The following is an 18,082-nucleotide window of genomic DNA, read 5'->3' as shown; positions in this document are numbered from 1 at the left end:
AGATAAGTGAATGAGCAAATAGGCAGTTTTGAAAATAAAAATGTGGATAAGTCTTTTCTTATCCACATCAAATAAATCCTTCAATTCAGCGCTGTTTTAAGCATATTGAGTGATGTTGTTCTACTTAAAGTACATCCACAATACAATCACTGATTAAATAACGCCACAGGCAATACGGTCACCGCCACCGCCCAACGGTTTTGGATGATCTGAATAATTATCACCACCTGCATGGATCATAATGGCAAGTCCTTGAACATCTGAAAGTTTAAGGCGAGGGGCGATCACAGTGGTATTGGCATTGCCATTCGAGTCGACATTCAACACAGGCAAATCACCCATGTGTCCTTCATTTGGTGTGCCATGTCCCGTATGATTTGGATTGAAATGGCTTCCTGCTGCTAAAGCTGCCCCCATTTTTCCATCTTTTTCAGCAGGATCGCATGAGCCTTTTTCATGGATATGGAAACCATGAAAACCTGAAGGTAATTCCGATAATTTTGAAGTGATACTTAAACCTTTCGCCGTATCTTGAAAACTAATAGTTCCAATTTTATTGCCAATTCCTTGTGCTGAGACGCTACGAATGTCTACAACCTGTTGTGGTGATTTTGAGGATTCGGTATTGTTTGGATTAGAAGTACAACCCACTGAAATTAAAGCGAACAAAGAACAAAATATAGACGTTTTAAAAAGTTTAGATGACATTTGAAGCATCCTAATCATTTTGAAATTATTGCGTCTATTGCAACAAAACTTAGACTACGAAACAATGTGCTTTAAATATTTGATTGTATAAGTTTATTAAATAAGTTTTATTTTATTAAAATAAGTCTTTATTAAAACTTACCAATTCATGTGAATTGATAAGTTTTTAAATTGAGTAAACTGAGAATTAACTGACATTTAAAACATCAAACTTAATGTTTTAAAGCTGTTTTGATTCATCATCAATATCATATGCCATGGTTGTTTTAGGCATAGGTTCAGGATCAAAGGTTTCATGCAACCATTCACGCCAGATGGCGAGTAGAATAGCCAAGATCACTGGGCCGATAAATAAACCGACCAATCCAAAACTTGCTAAACCCCCTAAAACTCCGAACATGATCAATAAGAACGGAATCTTAGTCGCACCTGAAATCACCAATGGACGAATCACATTATCCGCAGTGCTGACAATACAAACGCCCCACGCCATAACGCCAATCGCTTCCACAGTTTGACCTTGTGAAAATAGCCACAGTGAAATAGCAGTATAGGCAACAGGAGGGCCGAAGGGGATTAATGCCATGAGGAAGGTGATAATGGTCAACACCATTGGATTGGGTACGCCTGCCACAAAATAACTCACGCCTGCAAGAAAAGCTTGAGCCACAGCAGTTAATCCAACACCATAAACAACAGCACGAGTCGTTTCTGAAATGGTGTCTAAATAATGATGAATACGTGGGCCAATCAGCATTTCTAAGGCTTTACTGACTTGCCCTAAAATGGTTTGTCCATCACGATAGAAAAAGAACAATGACATGACTGCAAAACATAGCTTAATGATATTTTTAGTAATTTCATTGAGAACCAATTTGCCGTAATTTAAATGCCCCTGAATCCAATTGCCAATGTTTTGGGAAAGACTGGTTGGGTCTGTGTTTATTTCACGAACAGTACGGCTAATTTCTTTACCAATAATCGGTAATTCACGAATAAAATCTGGAACAGTTAAATGACCAGAAGACAATTGACGTTGTAAGTCAAAATAAAGGTTTCGACCTTCATGTTGTAAAATAAAAATCGCAAATGTTAAGGGAACGCCAACCACTAACACGACGAGCGTAATCATAATAGATGCACTAAGCGTAGGGCGATGTGTTCCGAATATTCTTAAGATGCGTTTATACATTGGCCAAGTCATATAGGCGATAATACAGGCCCATAAAACAGGAACAATAAAGTATTTTAGAATATCATAACCCAAGAAAATCAGGATGAATAATAAACTAAACAATAAGATACGTTGTATGTTCGAAGAAAATTCTTGCACTAATTACTCTGAATAAAATGCTGAGTTAATCACCCAATATTAACTGAAAAATGTAATGTGGCAAATTCTAAGCGACATTCACATGATCTTTTATAAAAACAGTTTTAAAACCAATCGCTTGGGTCATCGATTAAGGCATCTAAAAGTGGCTGCCATTGTTGTTGAATGGAGATGAAATTCTTTTGAGTTTTATCGAAAATGGTTAAACCGTGCATTGCCAATTGACCATAGGCACTGCGTTCAGATATCCATGCGACAGGCTTCTGCTCAATTTTATCAAAAAACTGTTGAATATCTTTAGCACTGGCACTATTCGGTTTCATACGGTTTGCAACTAAATGTACAGCAACTTTGCCTTTGCGTATCTTCTTAATATCTTGAATATGTTTGAGAAAACGTTTGGTACTGTCGATATCGAAAAATGAAGGTTGTAATGGGGTAACAACAGCATGACATTCACTAATCAATTGTTCCGCATGCTCACCAGTCAATGCGCCAGGTGCATCAATCACTAAATAATCTAAATTTTTAGGTGCATCACCTATCGATTTCTCATGTCGCCAATCTAAACTTTGAATTCGAGCAGCATCTTCAGGACGATGTTTTACCCATTGCATTGCTGATTTTTGTGTATCGGCATCGGCTAGAGCGACTTTATAACCTTTCTGTGCAAGTGCAGAAGCCAATGTTATTGCTGTAATTGTTTTACCGCAGCCACCTTTCAAATTTGCAATGAGGATCGTTTTCATGATTAGACAATTTTTAAGCAAGTGATCGTTTGCCCTAGCTTAGCATTAATTTGTCATGTGTAGGTTACACATGACAAAAGTCTAGTAGTTGTTTACATTGTGCAGTGTGTTGTTTTTGGAAGAAAAGCATGTCCATTTGGATGGCAATGTTAATTGGTGCATGTATAGGCATCGTTTTAACCACAATTGTTTTGTCGAGTACACGTAACGGCAAAATTAAAGCTGAATATGAGCAATATATTGCTGAATTAGAGCTAGAGCATCAGCAGACGTTGGCCAGTGCGCAAAAGCGCAGTGTAAATACCAGTCGTGCAGTTCTAAAAGGCAAAATGGCAGAGCAAATGGCACCGATCATGCCTGAATTTCGCTATTTACCCAGTGATGCTAAGTTTTTAGGCGATCCTATTGATTATGTTGTCTTTGATGGCTACACCGATTTTCGTGATGGTGACGGCTTGGCAGAGGATATTGAAGTGGTGTTAATCGATATTAAAAGTGGTGGTGCACGTTTAACCAAAGGTCAGCAAGCGATTGCTCAGGCGATTCATGAAGGGCGAGTGCGCTTTGAAACTATTCGAATCGATTTTGAGGGGTAGGGTTGCTAGGGATGTATTGATTTGAGAAATTCGTTGTCTAAAAAGGTTCACCAGTTTCAGTGCTAGACAGTATTTTATAAAAATTGAAAAGCCCCTTATTCAAAGGTAATGCTGATCAGTTAAGTCATTTAAAATCCTCCCCTTACGGAGCATGCTCCTCACCTTTGATAAAGGAGGGATAAGCAGCACAGCAGTGCAAGAGAATCTAAAATTAGTTTAAATTCTCGATAGTCCCCCTCTTTTTCCTTGCGCCATATGTGGCTCAGGGTTAGGGGGGATTCTTAGATGAGTAACGACTAAATTGCTCTTAACTGACTAGCATTACTTATCTAAAAGGGCTCAAATTGATTTAATGCTATGTTTAGACGGTCATTTCAACCTTTTGCGCTCTTGCCATAAACATTCGTCGAGCGACTTTGGGAAGATCCTCGGCATCAAAATAGTATTTTTCAGAAAATTTGAAATTTGCATTCAATAGCTCAAGTTCAATATTTCGATTGAGGTGGCAACCATCTGCAATCACTTTTTGTACAGGGGTGAGTACATCCTGTAACTTTTTCAATAACTTATTGTCTTGATATTGCACATGCTCAATCAAATGCAATGTACCATTGGGCTTTAAAACACGATGGATTTCTTGAAGGGCTTTGCCTAATTCGGCAATACTACACAGCGTCCATGTGCTGACAATACTATCCACTGAATTGTCCGCAAAGGGCAGTTTTTCAGCACTGGCTTGAATATGTTGCACATGAAAGGGTGCATCTAAAACACGTTTTTTAGCCAAATCATAAACATCACGATTAGGTTCAAGTGCATAAATTTGATCAACTTCTTGATAAAAAGGCAGATTAAGCCCCGTTCCAAAACCAATTTCGAGCACATCACCACGAACTTTGCTGAGTAATTCTGCGCGACCTTGCATCAAACTTGGTGTTTGCATGATTTGATTGAGTAGATGTGGAAAAACCCGTTGTTGATAAAATTTATAAATCATATTTCTAGGCTGTTGTTTTGCTATTGCTTTGATTTTAACGAAAGTGAGTACTAAACATAAGACAAAAATATGACGAAATATCTGTATTTTGTTACTGAAACTCGATTTTTATTTCATCCAGTATTGTTAATAATAAACATGAATATTGAGCCTATTTGATGTGTGATTTGTTCAAGGTTTACATTTAAAGTGATAACAGAGAAGGGCATGTGATGACCAAAAAATTTATTTATGCCGCAGCGTTGATTCTGAGTGCATTTCAGGTCAATGCTACTCAATTTACTGATCTATCTCCAGAATTCAATATTGCCAAGGGTTTAGCACCTATTGATCAACATCAAACAATTTCCGTCTTAGAGCCATTTAATGGTGAGTTTCGGATTTTAGGTTCTAAAGAATACAGTCATGATGAACAGGCAAAATTTTCTCCAATTGATTATGCAGTGACACGAGGTTTATTTACTGCACCTGATATTGCTCGCCAAATTTCGATTAATCAGTATGATCGTTATTTAAATTGGCAAATGGCAAAACCACCGATTCCTGCTCAATATGCCACTCAATTAGTCAGTAATATGCATATTATCCCTGCTAATCCAGATATTGCCAAAGCCATCAAAAAAGTGAAACGTGGTGATTTGGTACGCTTAAAAGGTGATTTGGTTCAGGTGAACGATAAAAACCTAGTTTGGAAATCTGCTTTGGATTGGAATGGTGTCGGTGATGGCGCATGTAAACTTATTCGAGTGAGTTCGATTCAATGGATCGAAAAGCAAAACATCTAAATTCACATTTGAGCCTTGTATAAGAAGGTGGTATGGTGTTTGCTGAAATGATAAGCAAATACTGTCAAAAAGAGTGGATAAATGAAAGGTTTAGTGTGCTTTGGCTTGGTTTTTTTGAGTTTGGGAATGAGTGCTTGTCATGCGCCTTCAGCTCCCGTTGTTCAAACACATGAATACACCATAAAGCAAAAGTGCCCCACTCTAAAGAATATGAAGGTAGGTGAAGTATTAATATTTAATGCCCCTGAGAATCCAAGTACAGGTTATCAGTGGCAATTACTACAACCTCTAAAAATTTTTAAAACAGAAGAAACATATTTACAAAACCACGCCGATGAAAAAGCAGTTGGTGTTGCTGGAACTAAAACCTTCCGCTTTACTGCTGAAAAGCCTGGACAGGACTATATTCAATTGGTTCATGTTCGTGCTTGGGAATCATCTAAAGAACCTGATCAAAAATGGTTATGTCGTATACGTGTGTCTTAATCAATAATCGGTTTGTGAATGTGAAAAGTACCTTGCTGATCAGGTACTTTTTTATTTGGAATGTATAAAAGATGAATCCGCTAAAATTATTTTTTCGGCTGAGTCCCTTTCCAATGCTCAAGCTGCTCATCCGCAGTGAGCATATCGCCCATCCCTTTTAAAGTATCACTCGGATGATCTCGCTCAGGGGTGGTCGGTGTAGTCGATGGTTTTTTCTCATCATAGATTTTGGCTTGGTTTTCCCAGTATTGATAATACAAACCTTGAATATAGCGACCTTGTTCAGTTTTTAAATCCAATTCTTTTAACATGGTTAATGCCGACTCAATACCATCTCGTTTAAGTTGATGATTAATTTCGGCTGTTAAATTACCCTCAACGCTACGTTTCTTTAAATCAGCTTCAAGCGCATTGTTATTCTCAGCCAACTTTTGCTGATATTCTTCCAATACGGCAATGTCATGAGCATCATCTGGAGTGTTTGGAAATGCTTTAATGGGCTTGGTTTTCAGTTGATCCATCACTTCTTGTGAAGTATTTTTTGTTTCTGAATCATTATTTTGTTGCACATCATTTTTTGGTGTACAAGCCGTAGTCAAAATAAGTGTAGCCAACAATCCAGAGAGGAGTATTGGGCGGAAAAATGGATTGATCATATTATTCACCATATCGCTTTCAAATTATGGGTTAAGGTTCTAACTTTTTAAAGTTGTATGCATAGGTGACATAAGGAAAGTCAATTTCATCTTGAGGTCGTTTGCCAGTATATTCAAAAATAATCTGTTCAAACTGCTGTTTTAATTTGAGCTGTTCAGTTTCAGGCAGCGCAGCAATAAAACTGATCGAAAGGAATCGTTTACTCACCACATTTTCTACTGTACCTGTTTGTACTTGTGAGAAAATCTGAGTGTTTTCCAGTTGGAACAAGAATTGGTTTTCAAAGACCTGTTTCCATTGTCCACTGTGATAACGAGGAGTGTCTCCTTCAATCGGTAAGAGCACATTGGTCAATGCTTTGACCCAATCGGTCTGCTCATCTCTTTGATTCCAAATCAGTCCTAAATGTCCATTTGGTTTTAAGATTTGATGGATTTCATTCAAGGTTTCAATGTTGGCAAACCAGTGGAAAGATTGGGCGCATAGAACTGCATCAATACTTGCGGAATTTAGTGGAATTTGGTCACTCTTGGCTTGTACTGTTTGTACGTCAGGATGTACTATTTTCAATTGTTCCAACATTTCTGTGACAGGTTCGACAGCTGTGATATGTGGCGTAATTTGTTTTAAATAAGGTAGGAATTTTCCAGTACCCGCGCCCAAGTCAACGACATTGGAATGGGCATTGAGTTCTAAATCTTCTTTGAGCCAGTTGACCACGTCTTGTGGATAATCGGGACGCGCTTGTTGATAAAGTTCAGCGGCAGAACTGAAACCTTTTTGAGCAGCAGGATGTAAGGAATGTGTCATATTTTGCGCTTTTTAATCTGCTTAGATTCTATAAAATATGACACTTGATGCAATGAATAGGCAAGTCGTCTGTTTATTTAATTTTAGCTAAAATCAGAGAGCCTAAGCTCGGTGTTGCGAATGGATAAGCAAATAATTTTTGAAGATGATCATATTAGAGCGATCTATTTACAAGGCAATTCAAATACTTTAGTTCTCTCATTTGGTGATTTGATCACGCGTGCCAAAGGGCTTTCGATCAATGCTGAAAAGTCATTGATGAAATATGACTACGCTGTGGTTGGTATTATGCCAAAACAAAAGTCATGGTTTCCTGCTGCGAGTATGGCTGGATTGCTAGAACAGCTACAGCCGATCTTAACTCAATTTAAAAATATTGTGGGCTATGGCGGTTCAATGGGTGGTTATGCTGCCATTAAATACGCTAAATCTTTGCAAATGAATCGTGTCGTGGCAATGGTTCCTCAGTATTCGATCGATCCTACTGAGGTTGAAGATAAACGCTATACCGATTTTTATGATGCTGAACTGAATGCAGAGATGCGTATTCAGGCGCAGGATATCGTTGCAGATTGTGAATATATTATTGTTTATGATCCTTATTTTGAAAATGACAAAGAACATTATTTAAAAATTAAGCCATTGATTCCCCAATTACATACTTTGCATTTGCCTTATACAGGACATGATGCAATTGCAGTTTTAGCTAACTCCGCTTTATTACATGATTTTATTGAACGTCCTTATGAGCAAACTTATTTTTATAAGCAAATTCGTGAGGTAAAGAAAAACAGTAAATTCTACTATCGTAGTGTGATTGCGCATTTGCTTGGAACACATAACGAGGCACTTGGAAAAATACTGAAAGGGATTGATATTCAACTGGATAGTACCTTTTTTGATGCCAGTTTAAAGCAGACTATTACCCGAATTTTATTGACCAATAAACGCGTGGATGAACAAGATTTACAGAAATTAGGTATTCAAGTTAACTTTGCTTTTGAAGATAAAAATCAACTCAAAGACTATTATGGAAATATCTTAGTTTTTAATGTGATTACGCAAAAGTTAGAAAGTTATGATCAACAAGTCATTGATGTGAATGGAAAATACATTATCCCATTGCATATTGAAAATAGTGGCTTGGCACAGGTTGAAATTAAAAAACAAACCTATTTGATTTGTATGAATGACCGCCGTGTGACCAAGCTATTTAAGCAAGATGATGCTTTATCTTTAGATATGAACCCGATTGTGATTCGAAAATGTACGGACTTTTATGTACTTTCTTATAAAGACTTATATATGAGTTGTGATGTACAAGGGCAGGTCGCATTTGATGATGAAAGTTTAAATGAATTTTGCCATTTTAAAATTTCTTAAAGTGATCAAACCGATGCTTTAAGAAATTTTTATATTAAATACATCGGTTTAAATAAGTTGATGGGAATAAGGCTTTATAGTTTTTAAAGTCTTGTTGAACTTGAGAATCATCTAATTTCAATACATGACTTGCATCTTGATAGATATCGGTGACATGCAATAATGAACCTTTTTCACCCTTTTTATAGTGATATTTAAATATTTTATGGCTTGCTTTATACAACTTTCCATAAGTAAAAAAGTAATGATATAAATGATTTTGATTGGATAAATAGAAACGAGCATCTATACGACAGCCCTGATCTAATTGGACAAGTTTAAAATAATTGCCATCATGTGATGAATATTCTTCAATATTTTCAATAGACTGTAATAGGGTTTCTTTTGCAGAAATCTGTGTATTGAAAATCGTTAGGCTTATTGCCAGTATGAATATTGTTATTTTTTGCATAGTGTTACCAAAGGAGTCTCAGTCAATACTCGAGATTTAAAGTGTGAATTTTTAAATTAAAATAAACAATGTTTTGATCTCATTTTAAGTGAAAAGTTATTTCTTTTAATTAATATCAGTTATGATGATAAAGATAAGGATATCATTTTATAAGGCTTGTCAGCATTCGTAGGATTTTATAATGCAAAAAAAAATGACGAAAAAGGTCAATCAGCCAAAACAAGAACGTACTCAAAAACGTATGGAAAAGGTGATTGCGACCACACAAGAGTTGCTTTTAACGATAGGAATTGAACAGATTTCTATTCCTGAAATTGCCAATGCATCTGGTGTTCCTCGTACCAGTATTTATCAGTTTTTTCCGAGTAAATACGATATCTTGCGTCACATTGCGCTGATGCATTTAAATGTTTTGATTAAACAACTAGGGCAAGCAGCAGTACGTGTATTAACTGAAAACCCCAAAGCCTCAGTTGAAGAAAATGGCAAACTATTAACAGCCAGTTTGATTCGAACAACAGCCAATTATTTTAATGAATCAGACGTTGCGAGTCTTATTATTCTGAGTGGGCCATTTACTCGACAAGCTTATTTAGAATATCAAGTCGAATTACAAAAGCTGAGTGAGGGTGTTCGTAAAGCTTTGGAAATGATCAAAGTAGAGAGTTATGTACCTGAGAGTCCGGATATTTTAACCATTATCATGGAGCTGATTTTCACTTATATGAAGCATGGTTATTACAATGATAATTATATTTCTGAAGACATTATTCAAGAGGCATATCGGATGGCGATCGCTTACTTGGGAGCATTAAAAAACAACTCATATCCTATTTCACAAGTGTGATATTTACGGTAATTTTACTATAAATGAAAAGTAGTAAACTGAAATCAACCCTTCATATTGCAAATGGATAAGTGAGTATATAGATGAAAGCTGTATTTTTAGATTATGAATCTTTAGATAAAAATGACTTGGATTTTTCTCAGTTAAAAACTGCTTTTGACGAACTTATTCTTTTTCCATCGACAACACCTGAGCAAGTTGCAGAACGTGTTCAAAATGCTGATGTTGTCATCACCAATAAAGTGATGATCGATGCAAACATCATTAAGCAGTGTCATCGTTTGAAGCTGATCCTGATTTCTGCAACAGGTACCAATAATGTCGATTTAGAGCAAGCTAAATCCAGTGGTGTCGTGGTGTGTAATTGTCAAGGTTATGGCACTTCAGCAGTTGCACAGCATACGATTTCGTTAATGCTAGCATTATCCACATCCTTGTTAAAATATGATCAAGCTGTAAGGCAAGGGCAGTGGAACAAGTCGCCAATTTTCTGTTTATTGGACTTTCCAATTATTGAATTGTCTGGAAAAACACTGGGTATTATTGGTTATGGTGAGTTAGGCAGAGCCGTTGCTAAACTTGCCGAAGCTTTTGGTATGAAGATACTTATCGGTGCTTTACCAAACCGTGCAAGTGATGAAAAACGCGTACCATTTGTCGAGCTACTTTCTCAAGTGGATTTTCTAAGCTTACATTGTCCATTAACAGCAGAAACCAAAGATTTAATCAGCATTCCGCAATTTGATTTGATGAAAAATTCTGCATTTTTAATCAATTGCGCACGGGGCGGTATTGTCAATGAGCAGGCTTTAGCAGATGCATTAAGACAAGGTAAAATCGCAGGTGCAGCAACAGATGTGCTTTCTGTAGAACCGCCAAAAGAGGGCAATGTGCTATTGGCTGAGGATATTCCCAATTTAATTATTACCCCACATAGTGCATGGGGCAGTGTGGAAGCACGGCAACGTATGGTCGATCAGTTGTTCGAAAATGCTGTAGCCTTTAAAAATGGACAAGTCATTCGCCAAGTGAATGGTTAAAATAGGCTTTTAAAAAACCAATCACTCATTGGACAATGACGAATCTATTCTGATTAACGTGGAATGCCTGTTTCATCATTTGATGGATTATTTGCCTTTGAATTATTCGGGCTATTTGAATTGCTGCTGTTTGAATTGGTAGAACTTGAATTATTTTCGATCGGTAAGGATTGTGTCTTTATTTCAGGTTCTTCTGGCGCTGTATTTTGAACTTGTTGAGCTGTTTGTTGAACAGGCTGAGCAATGATTTGAGCTTCAGCAACGACCGGAGCTGTTGCAACATTGGCATTATTCACGACATTGGCGTTATTCACAACATTTGCATTATTCATCGTGCTGCTTGGCACAGTTGAAGATTGGCTTAAGCGACCTTGTTCAATGGGTACGTTTGTCGTAGTTTTACCCATCACTCTATCCTTGGTTTGCTCCACTTTTTTGACTGCCGTATCAATACCTTGGCGAGTATTATCACGTGCAGTAATGGCTTTTTCCGTGGTATAGGTTTTGGTATCTTCTATCGTTTCATCAAACTGTGGTTTGATTTTCTGAATACCTTTTTCAGTGGCATTCCCAACTTTTTCAGCAGTATTTTGAACGGCTGTACCTGTTTTATGTGCCAATACTTTGAAAATATTAGGGTTATCACCATAAGGTTGAGTTTGATTGGTATTTTCTGCCTGTGCGTATAATGATGGCGCCGTTAAAATAGCAGTGGCTACACATATACCCTTGATTATATTCATTAACACACTCATCTCTCGGTGCTGATTTTGGTTGAGTCAGCAAAATTAAAAATATTCTAAATATCCTATCGTTTTATTAATTCAATAGATTGATTATTAAGAAAATTCCTACAGAAAAACACATATTTCTACATTGGAAAGATTAAAAAATTCATTTTGCATAAAAGCCCACCGAAGTGAGCTTTTCTGTATATAAATTCAATGAGACGACGCTTATTTTGTTGCTACTTTTGCTTCAGTAGATACGCCAACTTTGGCATTACCTACAGGTGTTTTTACTTGAGCTTGTGAATTCACGTTAACATTTGCAGGTTTCGGCTTCACAACATCTTTGGTTTTTTGCCAAGTTTTGCTTGTTGCTGCTTTGGTTTTGTCTTTGGCTTTCACTGCTGTTTCTTTGGTGTTTTTAGCAGCTTTAGAACTCAATTCCTTGGTGTTTTTCCAAGCACCTTTTGTCGCTGTTTTACCTTTATCTACACCGTTTTCGATACCATCACCTACTTTGTCGGCAGCATTTTTAGTACCATCCCATGCATCTTTTGACACTTCACGAGTTTTATCTACACCTTTTTCAATGCCATGACCTGCTTTATCAGCAACATTTTTAGTGCCGTCCCATGCGTCTTTAGATACATCAACAGTTTTATCTACACCTTTTTCAATGCCATTGCCTACTTTACCCGCAACATTTTTTGTACCGTCCCATGCATTTTTAGATACATCAACGGTTTTATCGGCGCCTTTTTCAATGCCATTACCGACTTTGTCTGCAACATTTTTAGTGCCATCCCAAGCATCTTTAGACACATCACGGGTTTTATCAACGCCTTTTTCAATACCACTACCCACTTTATTGGCAGTATTTTGAATACCTTGACCAAGATTATGTATAAGACCGCCTTGTGCATTGGTATTCGCTTCAGCAGAAGCACTCACACTGCCATTTACGGCTGTGTTGGCAAAAAGAGGAGAACTCGCAATCAGTGCGGTTGCGATAACTGTTGTTTTAAGCATTTTCATAATTGCTTTTATCCTGTGCTTGAATCACATCTAGTTTGAGTTAGCGCCATCTTAATCGGAAATGTTGTGGAAAACAGGTTTTGAGATAAAACATCAACAGCTTATCTACAGAGTTTTAACAAAAATGAAAGAATTGTGAATGAAATTTACACAGTGAGCATTTTTAACTCATTGATTTATAGGTTTTCAATTCATTTTATTCTTTTTTAAAGTTACAACGATCGAAGAGGTTGTTTAGAAATTCTTGAATGAATAGGTGGTACGTGAATAGTCAGAGTCCAAAAGAATCACTTAATCATGGTGATCATGTCTAAGTGATTCTTGCTGTTTTTAATTACATTTTTCTAAATTTGGCATCTTAAAATTATTTTTTAGTGAATTGAAATTTTTGATCTTTTCAGGGTTTTGTACATCAAACACAGTTTGTTTATTTTCGATTTCAGCTTTTACATTGGAGAATGCTGAAATCAGTTGATCACCTTTGAAGATCCAGTATTCAGTGGCTGTGCCTGTTTCAAAGTTACCTGTAAATTCAATGAGGCAGTTGTCTTTTTGTTTAATGAGACGAGCTAAGTTGTGTTTTGTTGCAGGTTCAGCAGAGATGTTTTTATGCTGCTCTAAAACTATGGGGGCGTTGGGATTGGTCGGTGTAGTTGAGCAAGCGGTGAGGGTGATGATAGTCACACAAATAGGTAAAAGTACTTTTAAAAACATTGATATCATCTTTTTCGGAAAATTTTATTAAAAATAACATTTAGTTAATTGGATTAATGTAAAAAATTATTGGTCTAACGGTAATAAATCTGATAATTCATTTACAATTTCTTCAATACTCAGAATAGCTGTATTTAATGCAACTTTATCTGCAAGATTTGGACTAAAATTAAGAATGTCATCTTTTGTGACACCATGCCAAATTGGTAATATTTTTTTACTACCATCATTCATTTCACGAGCTACTAAACTCTTTAATTCATAGTTAGTCCAGTTTTTAATTAAAAAGGTTTTTGATAACACAACTATTCCAAACCTAGAGTGAATTAATCCTTCATTAATTTTAGCCATTAGACTATCGCCAACTTTAAGGGTCATCTCATCAAACCAAACTTTATATCCTCGACTAACTAAAACGTCATAAAGAGTTCTTACTAATTCTTCTTTATCTTCAGATGCATGAGAAATAAAAAAGTCAAATTCTTGAGGAGTAGATTTTAGTTTATTGTCTATTCCAACATTAGTAATTATCTGAGTTAATGATGTTTTATATTGGCTTTGTTGAGCAGCTAATTTTTTTTCTAATAGCATGGTTTTTTTAAAATCGGCTTCTTGTTCCTTTGCTAATTTTTGTTTTTCACGCAAAAGATAATTTTCTGAATTCGTAAGTTTTTTTTGTAATTCAGCTTTTCTTTGCTGACATTTAGCTATATCAGTTTGCTTTCGAGCTATATCAGCCATTTTGCTATTCAGAGTGGAGAGGCTGAGGTTACTTGAATTTAAAGTCTTTTGAATTTGATTTATCTTAGTTGATAATTCAGCCTCTTTTTTTGTTTCGAGGCTAATCTTCAAATGCAAGTCTGCGACTTCTTTGTTATAGCGATTAATATTTTGGATAATTGTATTACTAACCATAAATTATTCTGCGTTAAAGTTTAATATTTAGCCGATGATACCGCTATTAAAGCTAATTTTTTAATATTTTTCCAATAAAAAAAACCGGCATTTAACGGTTTTTTATTTTAATTAAAACTTAATGCTGCAATATCAAAATACGTACAACACTTGAAAACAAGCCACGTAATTAAGCCAGTAAACACAAACAATTTAATTTTACTGTTTTGTTCGTTATAGAAAATCGAATATTTACAGCGAAATTATTGAACTCTTACAATTTTTTCGACACGGTCTAAAGAATCATATGTAACTTCAAAGGCCATTTTATCCCCTCTAACTGCTGAGTTTGAAACTTTCTCTTTCTTTGAAGAATCGGATGGAGTGTAACTTGCTACTATACCTTTAAATAAAGCTTGCCCAAATATTTTGGCCATATTACCTTTTTGGTAGAAGAAAAAAGTATCTATCCTTTTATCACCGAGGAATCTGCTTGAAGCAGGGCCATTGACCTTCGCTAGAAAGTCACTTCGAGGCATTCCAACGACACTAGAGCTTTGAGTTTTTTGCTGGTTCACTGTTGTTGATTGTGAAGTGGAAGTTGGACTTGAAGAACAACCAAATTGCATCATTGATGAAGTACAAATAAAAAATACGAATAAACTTTTTTTCATGCTTTTGTAGCTCTAGATAGAGTTTTTATTAAAAAACCCCGCTATTACTAGCAGGGTTCTCATTTTATTTCAAATATTTACTTAATGCTGTAACACAGAAATATCCGCAATACTTGTAAACAAGTCACGTAACTGAGCCAGTAAACGTAAACGGTTTGCTTTCAATTCAGCATCTTCTGCCATGACCATTACACCTTCAAAGAAGGCATCAATTGGTGCACGTAGCGCAGCCAACTTAGAAAGTGCTTCTGTGTAGTCTTTTGCGGCCAAAAGCGGTTGAACTACAGGCAGAATAGCTTGAATTTCTGCATAAAGTGCTTTTTCAGCATCTTCAAGCAATTTAGATTCAATAATCTCACCCGTAGGCGCAGCTTCTTTCGCTAAAATATTGGCAACACGTTTATTCGCAGCAGCCAAAGCAGCAGCTTCAGGCAAACTACGGAAATGATTCACCGCAGTTACACGCTTATCAAAATCAAGAGGTGATTTTGGAGAAAGTGCTTGAACCGCTTGAATCACATCAACAGCAACGCCTTGGTCTTCATATTTCGCACGGTAACGACCTTCAAGAAACGCAACAGCATCTGCCAAAGTTTTGTCATGGTCTTTCAATACATCACCGTAGGCAGCCAAAGCAAGCTTGATTAGTTCTTCAATTGAAACATCAAGATTATTTTCAGTGACTAAACGCAAGATACCAATCGCAGAACGACGTAAAGCAAACGGGTCTTTCGAACCTGTAGGCGCTTGACCAATACCGAAAATACCTGTCAGCGTATCTAAACGATCTGCAAGGGCAATCGTTGTACCTGTCTTGGTTTGCGGTAAAACATCACCTGCAAATTTAGGTAAATATTGCTCACCTAAAGCTTCAGCAACTTCATCATTTTCGCCTTCAATACGTGCATAGTAAGTGCCCGCAATACCTTGAAGTTCAGGGAATTCACCGACCAATTCAGAGGTTAAATCACATTTTGCAAGCAGTGCTGCTTTTTCAGCATCCGCAGGGTTTGCACCTGTGATAGCAGATAAAGCCACAGCCAATTTAGCAATACGTTCAGATTTATTCCAAAGCGTACCCAACTGTGCTTGGAAAACCATATTGGCGAGTTTTTCTTTACGAGATGCAAGCGGTTGCTTTTGATCTTGTAAGAAGAAGAATTCTGCATCAGACAAACGAGGACGTACAACTTTCTCATTCCCTTCAATAATTTGAGTCGGATCTTTCGACTCAATATTTGAAACAGTAATGAAATAAGGTTGAAGTTTATTGTCAGCATTCACCAAACAGAAATATTTCTGATTGTCTTGCATGGTGGTGATTAACGCTTCTTGAGGCACAGCAAGGAAGCGTTCTTCAAAGCTTGCACGAAGCGCAACAGGCCATTCAACCAATGCAGTCACTTCATCACGAAGGTCGCTTGGGACGATGGCAATTGCATTCACTTCATCAGCAAGTGCTTTAACTTGTTGGTCAATGATGGCTTGACGTTCTTCAAAATTTGCGACAACTTTTGCAGCACGAAGCGCATCTAAGTAAGCATCTGCATTGGCTAATGTAATCGCTTCAGGTGCATGGAAACGATGACCATAAGTCACATTGCCTGCTTTGTGATCCTGAATGGTTGCATCAACAACATCATTGTCTTTTAACAATACAACCCATTTTACAGGACGTACAAATTCAGTACGGCTTGCCGCAGAACGCATACGTTTTGCAATTGGAAGGTTATCCAAAGCAGTTTGTAAAATTTGTGGTAATAAAACGTCAAGGCTTTGACCTTTCACATCTTTTAGGTAGCAAACTTTTTCAACTTTACCCGCTTGGAAAGTTGAAACTTGATCCGCAGTAATGCCTTGACCACGCATAAAGCCTTCAAGTGCTTTGGTTGGCTTACCTTCTGCATCATAAGCAGCTTGTACAGCAGGGCCATCAAAACGTTTTTGAGTATCTGCTTGTGCAGCATCTACATTGATGATTTTCAATGCCAAACGACGTGGTGCTGCATAAGCTTCAATGGCTTCAAAAGCCAAACCTGCATCTTTTAAGCCTTTTACGGTTTCAGCTTGTAATGCATCACGTAAAGTTTTTAAGCTTTTTGGAGGAAGTTCTTCACAGCCAAGTTCAAATAAAACGGTATGTTTAGACATTATTTGTTCTCCGCTGATTTTTCTGCTTGAGCCGCTTCCGCTTCAACCTGAGCTTTCAGTTGCGCTAAAACTTCATCACGTAAATGCGGTTCTGCCATTGGGAAACCAAGCTTGGCACGAGCAGCCACATAACTTTGCGCAATTGAACGTGCCAAAGTACGTACACGTAAAATATAGCGTTGACGCTCAGTCACAGAAATCGCACCACGTGCATCGAGCAAGTTAAAGCTGTGTGATGCTTTAATCACTTGTTCATACGCAGGCAGTGGAAGTTCAGCTTCAATTAAGCGAGTTGCTTCAGCTTCATAGAAATCGAATAATTCAAACATTTTTTCAACGTTGGCATATTCAAAGTTATAGGTCGATTGCTCCACTTCATTTTGATGGAATACATCACCATAAGTCACTGTACCAAACTGACCTTTGGTCCAAACAAGATCGTAAACAGAGTCGACACCTTGTAGGTACATTGCCAAACGTTCAAGACCGTAAGTGATTTCACCTGTTACTGGGTAACATTCAACACCACCGACTTGTTGGAAGTAAGTAAACTGAGTCACTTCCATACCGTTTAACCAAACTTCCCAACCTAAGCCCCAAGCACCGAGTGTTGGAGATTCCCAGTTGTCTTCTACGAAACGAATATCGTGAGTGAGGGTATCGATACCAATCGCTTCTAATGAGTCTAGGTAAAGTTGTTGGATATTGTCTGGGTTTGGTTTGAGTACCACTTGGAACTGGTAGTAGTGCTGTAAACGGTTTGGGTTTTCACCATAACGACCATCTTTAGGACGGCGTGAGGGTTGAACGTATGCTGCGTTCCAAGTTTCAGGCCCAAGTGCGCGTAAGAATGTTGCAGTGTGGAATGTCCCTGCACCCATTTCCATATCGTAAGGTTGTAAAATGACACAACCTTGTTCAGCCCAGTAGTTTTGTAAGGCAAGAATTAAGCCTTGGAATGTATCAATATGCGATATGGCGCGACTCATGCAGCATCCATTATAAATATAAGAAAAAATTGGTTCTAAGTATAAGGATTTTGCG

General features: G+C 37.2%; 20 protein-coding genes. 6 read left to right on the top strand and 14 right to left on the bottom strand.

Translation table 11 applies throughout. The features are described 5' to 3' along the window. Nucleotides 1-153 precede the first annotated feature (153 nt). From sodC to CDA10_RS12125, 3 genes are all read right to left on the bottom strand, one after another. On the bottom strand, nt 154-708 hold the full coding sequence (gene sodC, locus CDA10_RS12135) for a superoxide dismutase family protein (protein WP_089605864.1): 555 nt from the start codon (nt 706-708) through the stop codon (nt 154-156). A 220-nt stretch (nt 709-928) separates the two neighbouring features. Continuing rightward, complete coding sequence (locus CDA10_RS12130) at nt 929-2,041, bottom strand: AI-2E family transporter (protein WP_089605863.1); 1,113 nt, start codon at nt 2,039-2,041, stop codon at nt 929-931. A gap of 104 nt (nt 2,042-2,145) precedes the next feature. After that, complete coding sequence (locus tag CDA10_RS12125) at nt 2,146-2,790, bottom strand: ParA family protein (protein ID WP_089605862.1); 645 nt, start codon at nt 2,788-2,790, stop codon at nt 2,146-2,148. 128 nt (nt 2,791-2,918) lie between these two features. On the opposite strand from CDA10_RS12125, the gene CDA10_RS12120 reads away from it, so the two are divergent. Then, nucleotides 2,919-3,386 carry a Holliday junction resolvase-like protein gene (locus CDA10_RS12120; protein WP_089605861.1) on the top strand — a complete coding sequence of 156 codons (468 nt, stop codon included), beginning with the start codon at nt 2,919-2,921 and terminating at the stop codon, nt 3,384-3,386. A gap of 361 nt (nt 3,387-3,747) precedes the next feature. On the opposite strand, the gene CDA10_RS12115 is transcribed toward CDA10_RS12120, so the two are convergent. After that, nucleotides 3,748-4,383: a class I SAM-dependent methyltransferase gene (locus tag CDA10_RS12115; RefSeq protein WP_089605860.1), complete on the bottom strand. Its 636-nt coding sequence runs from the start codon at nt 4,381-4,383 to the stop codon at nt 3,748-3,750. A 212-nt stretch (nt 4,384-4,595) separates the two neighbouring features. Here CDA10_RS12115 and CDA10_RS12110 point away from each other — a divergent pair, with 212 nt between their 5' ends. Both CDA10_RS12110 and CDA10_RS12105 read left to right on the top strand, forming a co-directional pair. Beyond that, nucleotides 4,596-5,168 (top strand): hypothetical protein, encoded by a 573-nt coding sequence (locus CDA10_RS12110; protein WP_089605859.1) that lies wholly within the window; start codon nt 4,596-4,598, stop codon nt 5,166-5,168. Between the two features lie 81 nt (nt 5,169-5,249). Then, nucleotides 5,250-5,654, top strand: a complete 405-nt coding sequence (locus CDA10_RS12105) for a protease inhibitor I42 family protein (protein ID WP_089605858.1) — start codon at nt 5,250-5,252, stop codon at nt 5,652-5,654. An 86-nt stretch (nt 5,655-5,740) separates the two neighbouring features. Here the strand turns inward: CDA10_RS12105 and CDA10_RS12100 are convergent, their stop codons facing one another. Together CDA10_RS12100 and CDA10_RS12095 are read right to left on the bottom strand one after the other, a co-directional pair. After that, a complete protein-coding gene (locus CDA10_RS12100; RefSeq protein WP_228704632.1) occupies nt 5,741-6,310 on the bottom strand; it encodes a hypothetical protein in 570 nt (189 codons plus the stop codon). A gap of 31 nt (nt 6,311-6,341) precedes the next feature. Beyond that, complete coding sequence (locus CDA10_RS12095) at nt 6,342-7,121, bottom strand: class I SAM-dependent methyltransferase (RefSeq protein ID WP_089605857.1); 780 nt, start codon at nt 7,119-7,121, stop codon at nt 6,342-6,344. Between the two features lie 120 nt (nt 7,122-7,241). On the opposite strand from CDA10_RS12095, the gene CDA10_RS12090 reads away from it, so the two are divergent. Then, on the top strand, nt 7,242-8,504 hold the full coding sequence (locus tag CDA10_RS12090; protein ID WP_089605856.1) for a hypothetical protein: 1,263 nt from the start codon (nt 7,242-7,244) through the stop codon (nt 8,502-8,504). A gap of 34 nt (nt 8,505-8,538) precedes the next feature. Here the strand turns inward: CDA10_RS12090 and CDA10_RS12085 are convergent, their stop codons facing one another. Then, nucleotides 8,539-8,955 (bottom strand): hypothetical protein, encoded by a 417-nt coding sequence (locus tag CDA10_RS12085; protein ID WP_089605855.1) that lies wholly within the window; start codon nt 8,953-8,955, stop codon nt 8,539-8,541. A 181-nt stretch (nt 8,956-9,136) separates the two neighbouring features. On the opposite strand from CDA10_RS12085, the gene CDA10_RS12080 reads away from it, so the two are divergent. Both CDA10_RS12080 and CDA10_RS12075 read left to right on the top strand, forming a co-directional pair. After that, complete coding sequence (locus tag CDA10_RS12080) at nt 9,137-9,802, top strand: TetR/AcrR family transcriptional regulator (protein WP_089605854.1); 666 nt, start codon at nt 9,137-9,139, stop codon at nt 9,800-9,802. Nucleotides 9,803-9,885: 83 nt separating this feature from the next. Beyond that, a complete protein-coding gene (locus tag CDA10_RS12075; protein ID WP_089605853.1) occupies nt 9,886-10,842 on the top strand; it encodes a 2-hydroxyacid dehydrogenase in 957 nt (318 codons plus the stop codon). 53 nt (nt 10,843-10,895) lie between these two features. Here the strand turns inward: CDA10_RS12075 and CDA10_RS12070 are convergent, their stop codons facing one another. The 7 genes from CDA10_RS12070 to glyQ all read right to left on the bottom strand — a co-directional run bounded on the left by CDA10_RS12070 (nt 10,896) and on the right by glyQ (nt 18,027). After that, nucleotides 10,896-11,585: a hypothetical protein gene (locus CDA10_RS12070; protein WP_089605852.1), complete on the bottom strand. Its 690-nt coding sequence runs from the start codon at nt 11,583-11,585 to the stop codon at nt 10,896-10,898. 213 nt (nt 11,586-11,798) lie between these two features. Beyond that, on the bottom strand, nt 11,799-12,605 hold the full coding sequence (locus CDA10_RS12065) for a hypothetical protein (protein ID WP_089605851.1): 807 nt from the start codon (nt 12,603-12,605) through the stop codon (nt 11,799-11,801). A 330-nt stretch (nt 12,606-12,935) separates the two neighbouring features. Further along, nucleotides 12,936-13,319 (bottom strand): hypothetical protein, encoded by a 384-nt coding sequence (locus tag CDA10_RS12060; RefSeq protein ID WP_089605850.1) that lies wholly within the window; start codon nt 13,317-13,319, stop codon nt 12,936-12,938. A 66-nt stretch (nt 13,320-13,385) separates the two neighbouring features. After that, a complete protein-coding gene (locus tag CDA10_RS12055; RefSeq protein ID WP_089605849.1) occupies nt 13,386-14,234 on the bottom strand; it encodes a toll/interleukin-1 receptor domain-containing protein in 849 nt (282 codons plus the stop codon). A gap of 242 nt (nt 14,235-14,476) precedes the next feature. After that, a complete protein-coding gene (locus CDA10_RS12050; protein WP_089605848.1) occupies nt 14,477-14,887 on the bottom strand; it encodes a hypothetical protein in 411 nt (136 codons plus the stop codon). An 81-nt stretch (nt 14,888-14,968) separates the two neighbouring features. Further along, complete coding sequence (gene glyS, locus CDA10_RS12045) at nt 14,969-17,038, bottom strand: glycine--tRNA ligase subunit beta (RefSeq protein WP_089605847.1); 2,070 nt, start codon at nt 17,036-17,038, stop codon at nt 14,969-14,971. After that, entirely contained in the window at nt 17,038-18,027 is a 990-nt protein-coding gene (gene glyQ, locus CDA10_RS12040) for a glycine--tRNA ligase subunit alpha (RefSeq protein WP_089605846.1), read from the bottom strand. The genes glyS and glyQ overlap by 1 nt, the downstream gene beginning before the upstream one ends. Nucleotides 18,028-18,082: the final 55 nt, after the last annotated feature.

The sequence above is a fragment of the Acinetobacter piscicola genome (assembly GCF_002233755.1).
Lineage (GTDB): Bacteria > Pseudomonadota > Gammaproteobacteria > Pseudomonadales > Moraxellaceae > Acinetobacter > Acinetobacter piscicola.
This window is presented reverse-complemented; position numbering and strand designations above follow the sequence as displayed.

Excerpts from the sequence above, each read along its gene's own strand:
- sodC (WP_089605864.1), bottom strand. The coding sequence starts at position 708 with ATGTCATCTAAACTTTTTAAAACGTCTATATTTTGTTCTTTGTTCGCT.
- CDA10_RS12125 (WP_089605862.1), bottom strand. The coding sequence starts at position 2,790 with ATGAAAACGATCCTCATTGCAAATTTGAAAGGTGGCTGCGGTAAAACA.
- CDA10_RS12120 (WP_089605861.1), top strand. The coding sequence starts at position 2,919 with ATGTCCATTTGGATGGCAATGTTAATTGGTGCATGTATAGGCATCGTT.
- CDA10_RS12115 (WP_089605860.1), bottom strand. The coding sequence starts at position 4,383 with ATGATTTATAAATTTTATCAACAACGGGTTTTTCCACATCTACTCAAT.
- CDA10_RS12110 (WP_089605859.1), top strand. The coding sequence starts at position 4,596 with ATGACCAAAAAATTTATTTATGCCGCAGCGTTGATTCTGAGTGCATTT.
- CDA10_RS12105 (WP_089605858.1), top strand. The coding sequence starts at position 5,250 with ATGAAAGGTTTAGTGTGCTTTGGCTTGGTTTTTTTGAGTTTGGGAATG.
- CDA10_RS12100 (WP_228704632.1), bottom strand. The coding sequence starts at position 6,310 with ATGATCAATCCATTTTTCCGCCCAATACTCCTCTCTGGATTGTTGGCT.
- CDA10_RS12095 (WP_089605857.1), bottom strand. The coding sequence starts at position 7,121 with ATGACACATTCCTTACATCCTGCTGCTCAAAAAGGTTTCAGTTCTGCC.
- CDA10_RS12090 (WP_089605856.1), top strand. The coding sequence starts at position 7,242 with ATGGATAAGCAAATAATTTTTGAAGATGATCATATTAGAGCGATCTAT.
- CDA10_RS12085 (WP_089605855.1), bottom strand. The coding sequence starts at position 8,955 with ATGCAAAAAATAACAATATTCATACTGGCAATAAGCCTAACGATTTTC.
- CDA10_RS12080 (WP_089605854.1), top strand. The coding sequence starts at position 9,137 with ATGCAAAAAAAAATGACGAAAAAGGTCAATCAGCCAAAACAAGAACGT.
- CDA10_RS12075 (WP_089605853.1), top strand. The coding sequence starts at position 9,886 with ATGAAAGCTGTATTTTTAGATTATGAATCTTTAGATAAAAATGACTTG.
- CDA10_RS12070 (WP_089605852.1), bottom strand. The coding sequence starts at position 11,585 with ATGAATATAATCAAGGGTATATGTGTAGCCACTGCTATTTTAACGGCG.
- CDA10_RS12065 (WP_089605851.1), bottom strand. The coding sequence starts at position 12,605 with ATGAAAATGCTTAAAACAACAGTTATCGCAACCGCACTGATTGCGAGT.
- CDA10_RS12060 (WP_089605850.1), bottom strand. The coding sequence starts at position 13,319 with ATGTTTTTAAAAGTACTTTTACCTATTTGTGTGACTATCATCACCCTC.
- CDA10_RS12055 (WP_089605849.1), bottom strand. The coding sequence starts at position 14,234 with ATGGTTAGTAATACAATTATCCAAAATATTAATCGCTATAACAAAGAA.
- CDA10_RS12050 (WP_089605848.1), bottom strand. The coding sequence starts at position 14,887 with ATGAAAAAAAGTTTATTCGTATTTTTTATTTGTACTTCATCAATGATG.
- glyS (WP_089605847.1), bottom strand. The coding sequence starts at position 17,038 with ATGTCTAAACATACCGTTTTATTTGAACTTGGCTGTGAAGAACTTCCT.
- glyQ (WP_089605846.1), bottom strand. The coding sequence starts at position 18,027 with ATGAGTCGCGCCATATCGCATATTGATACATTCCAAGGCTTAATTCTT.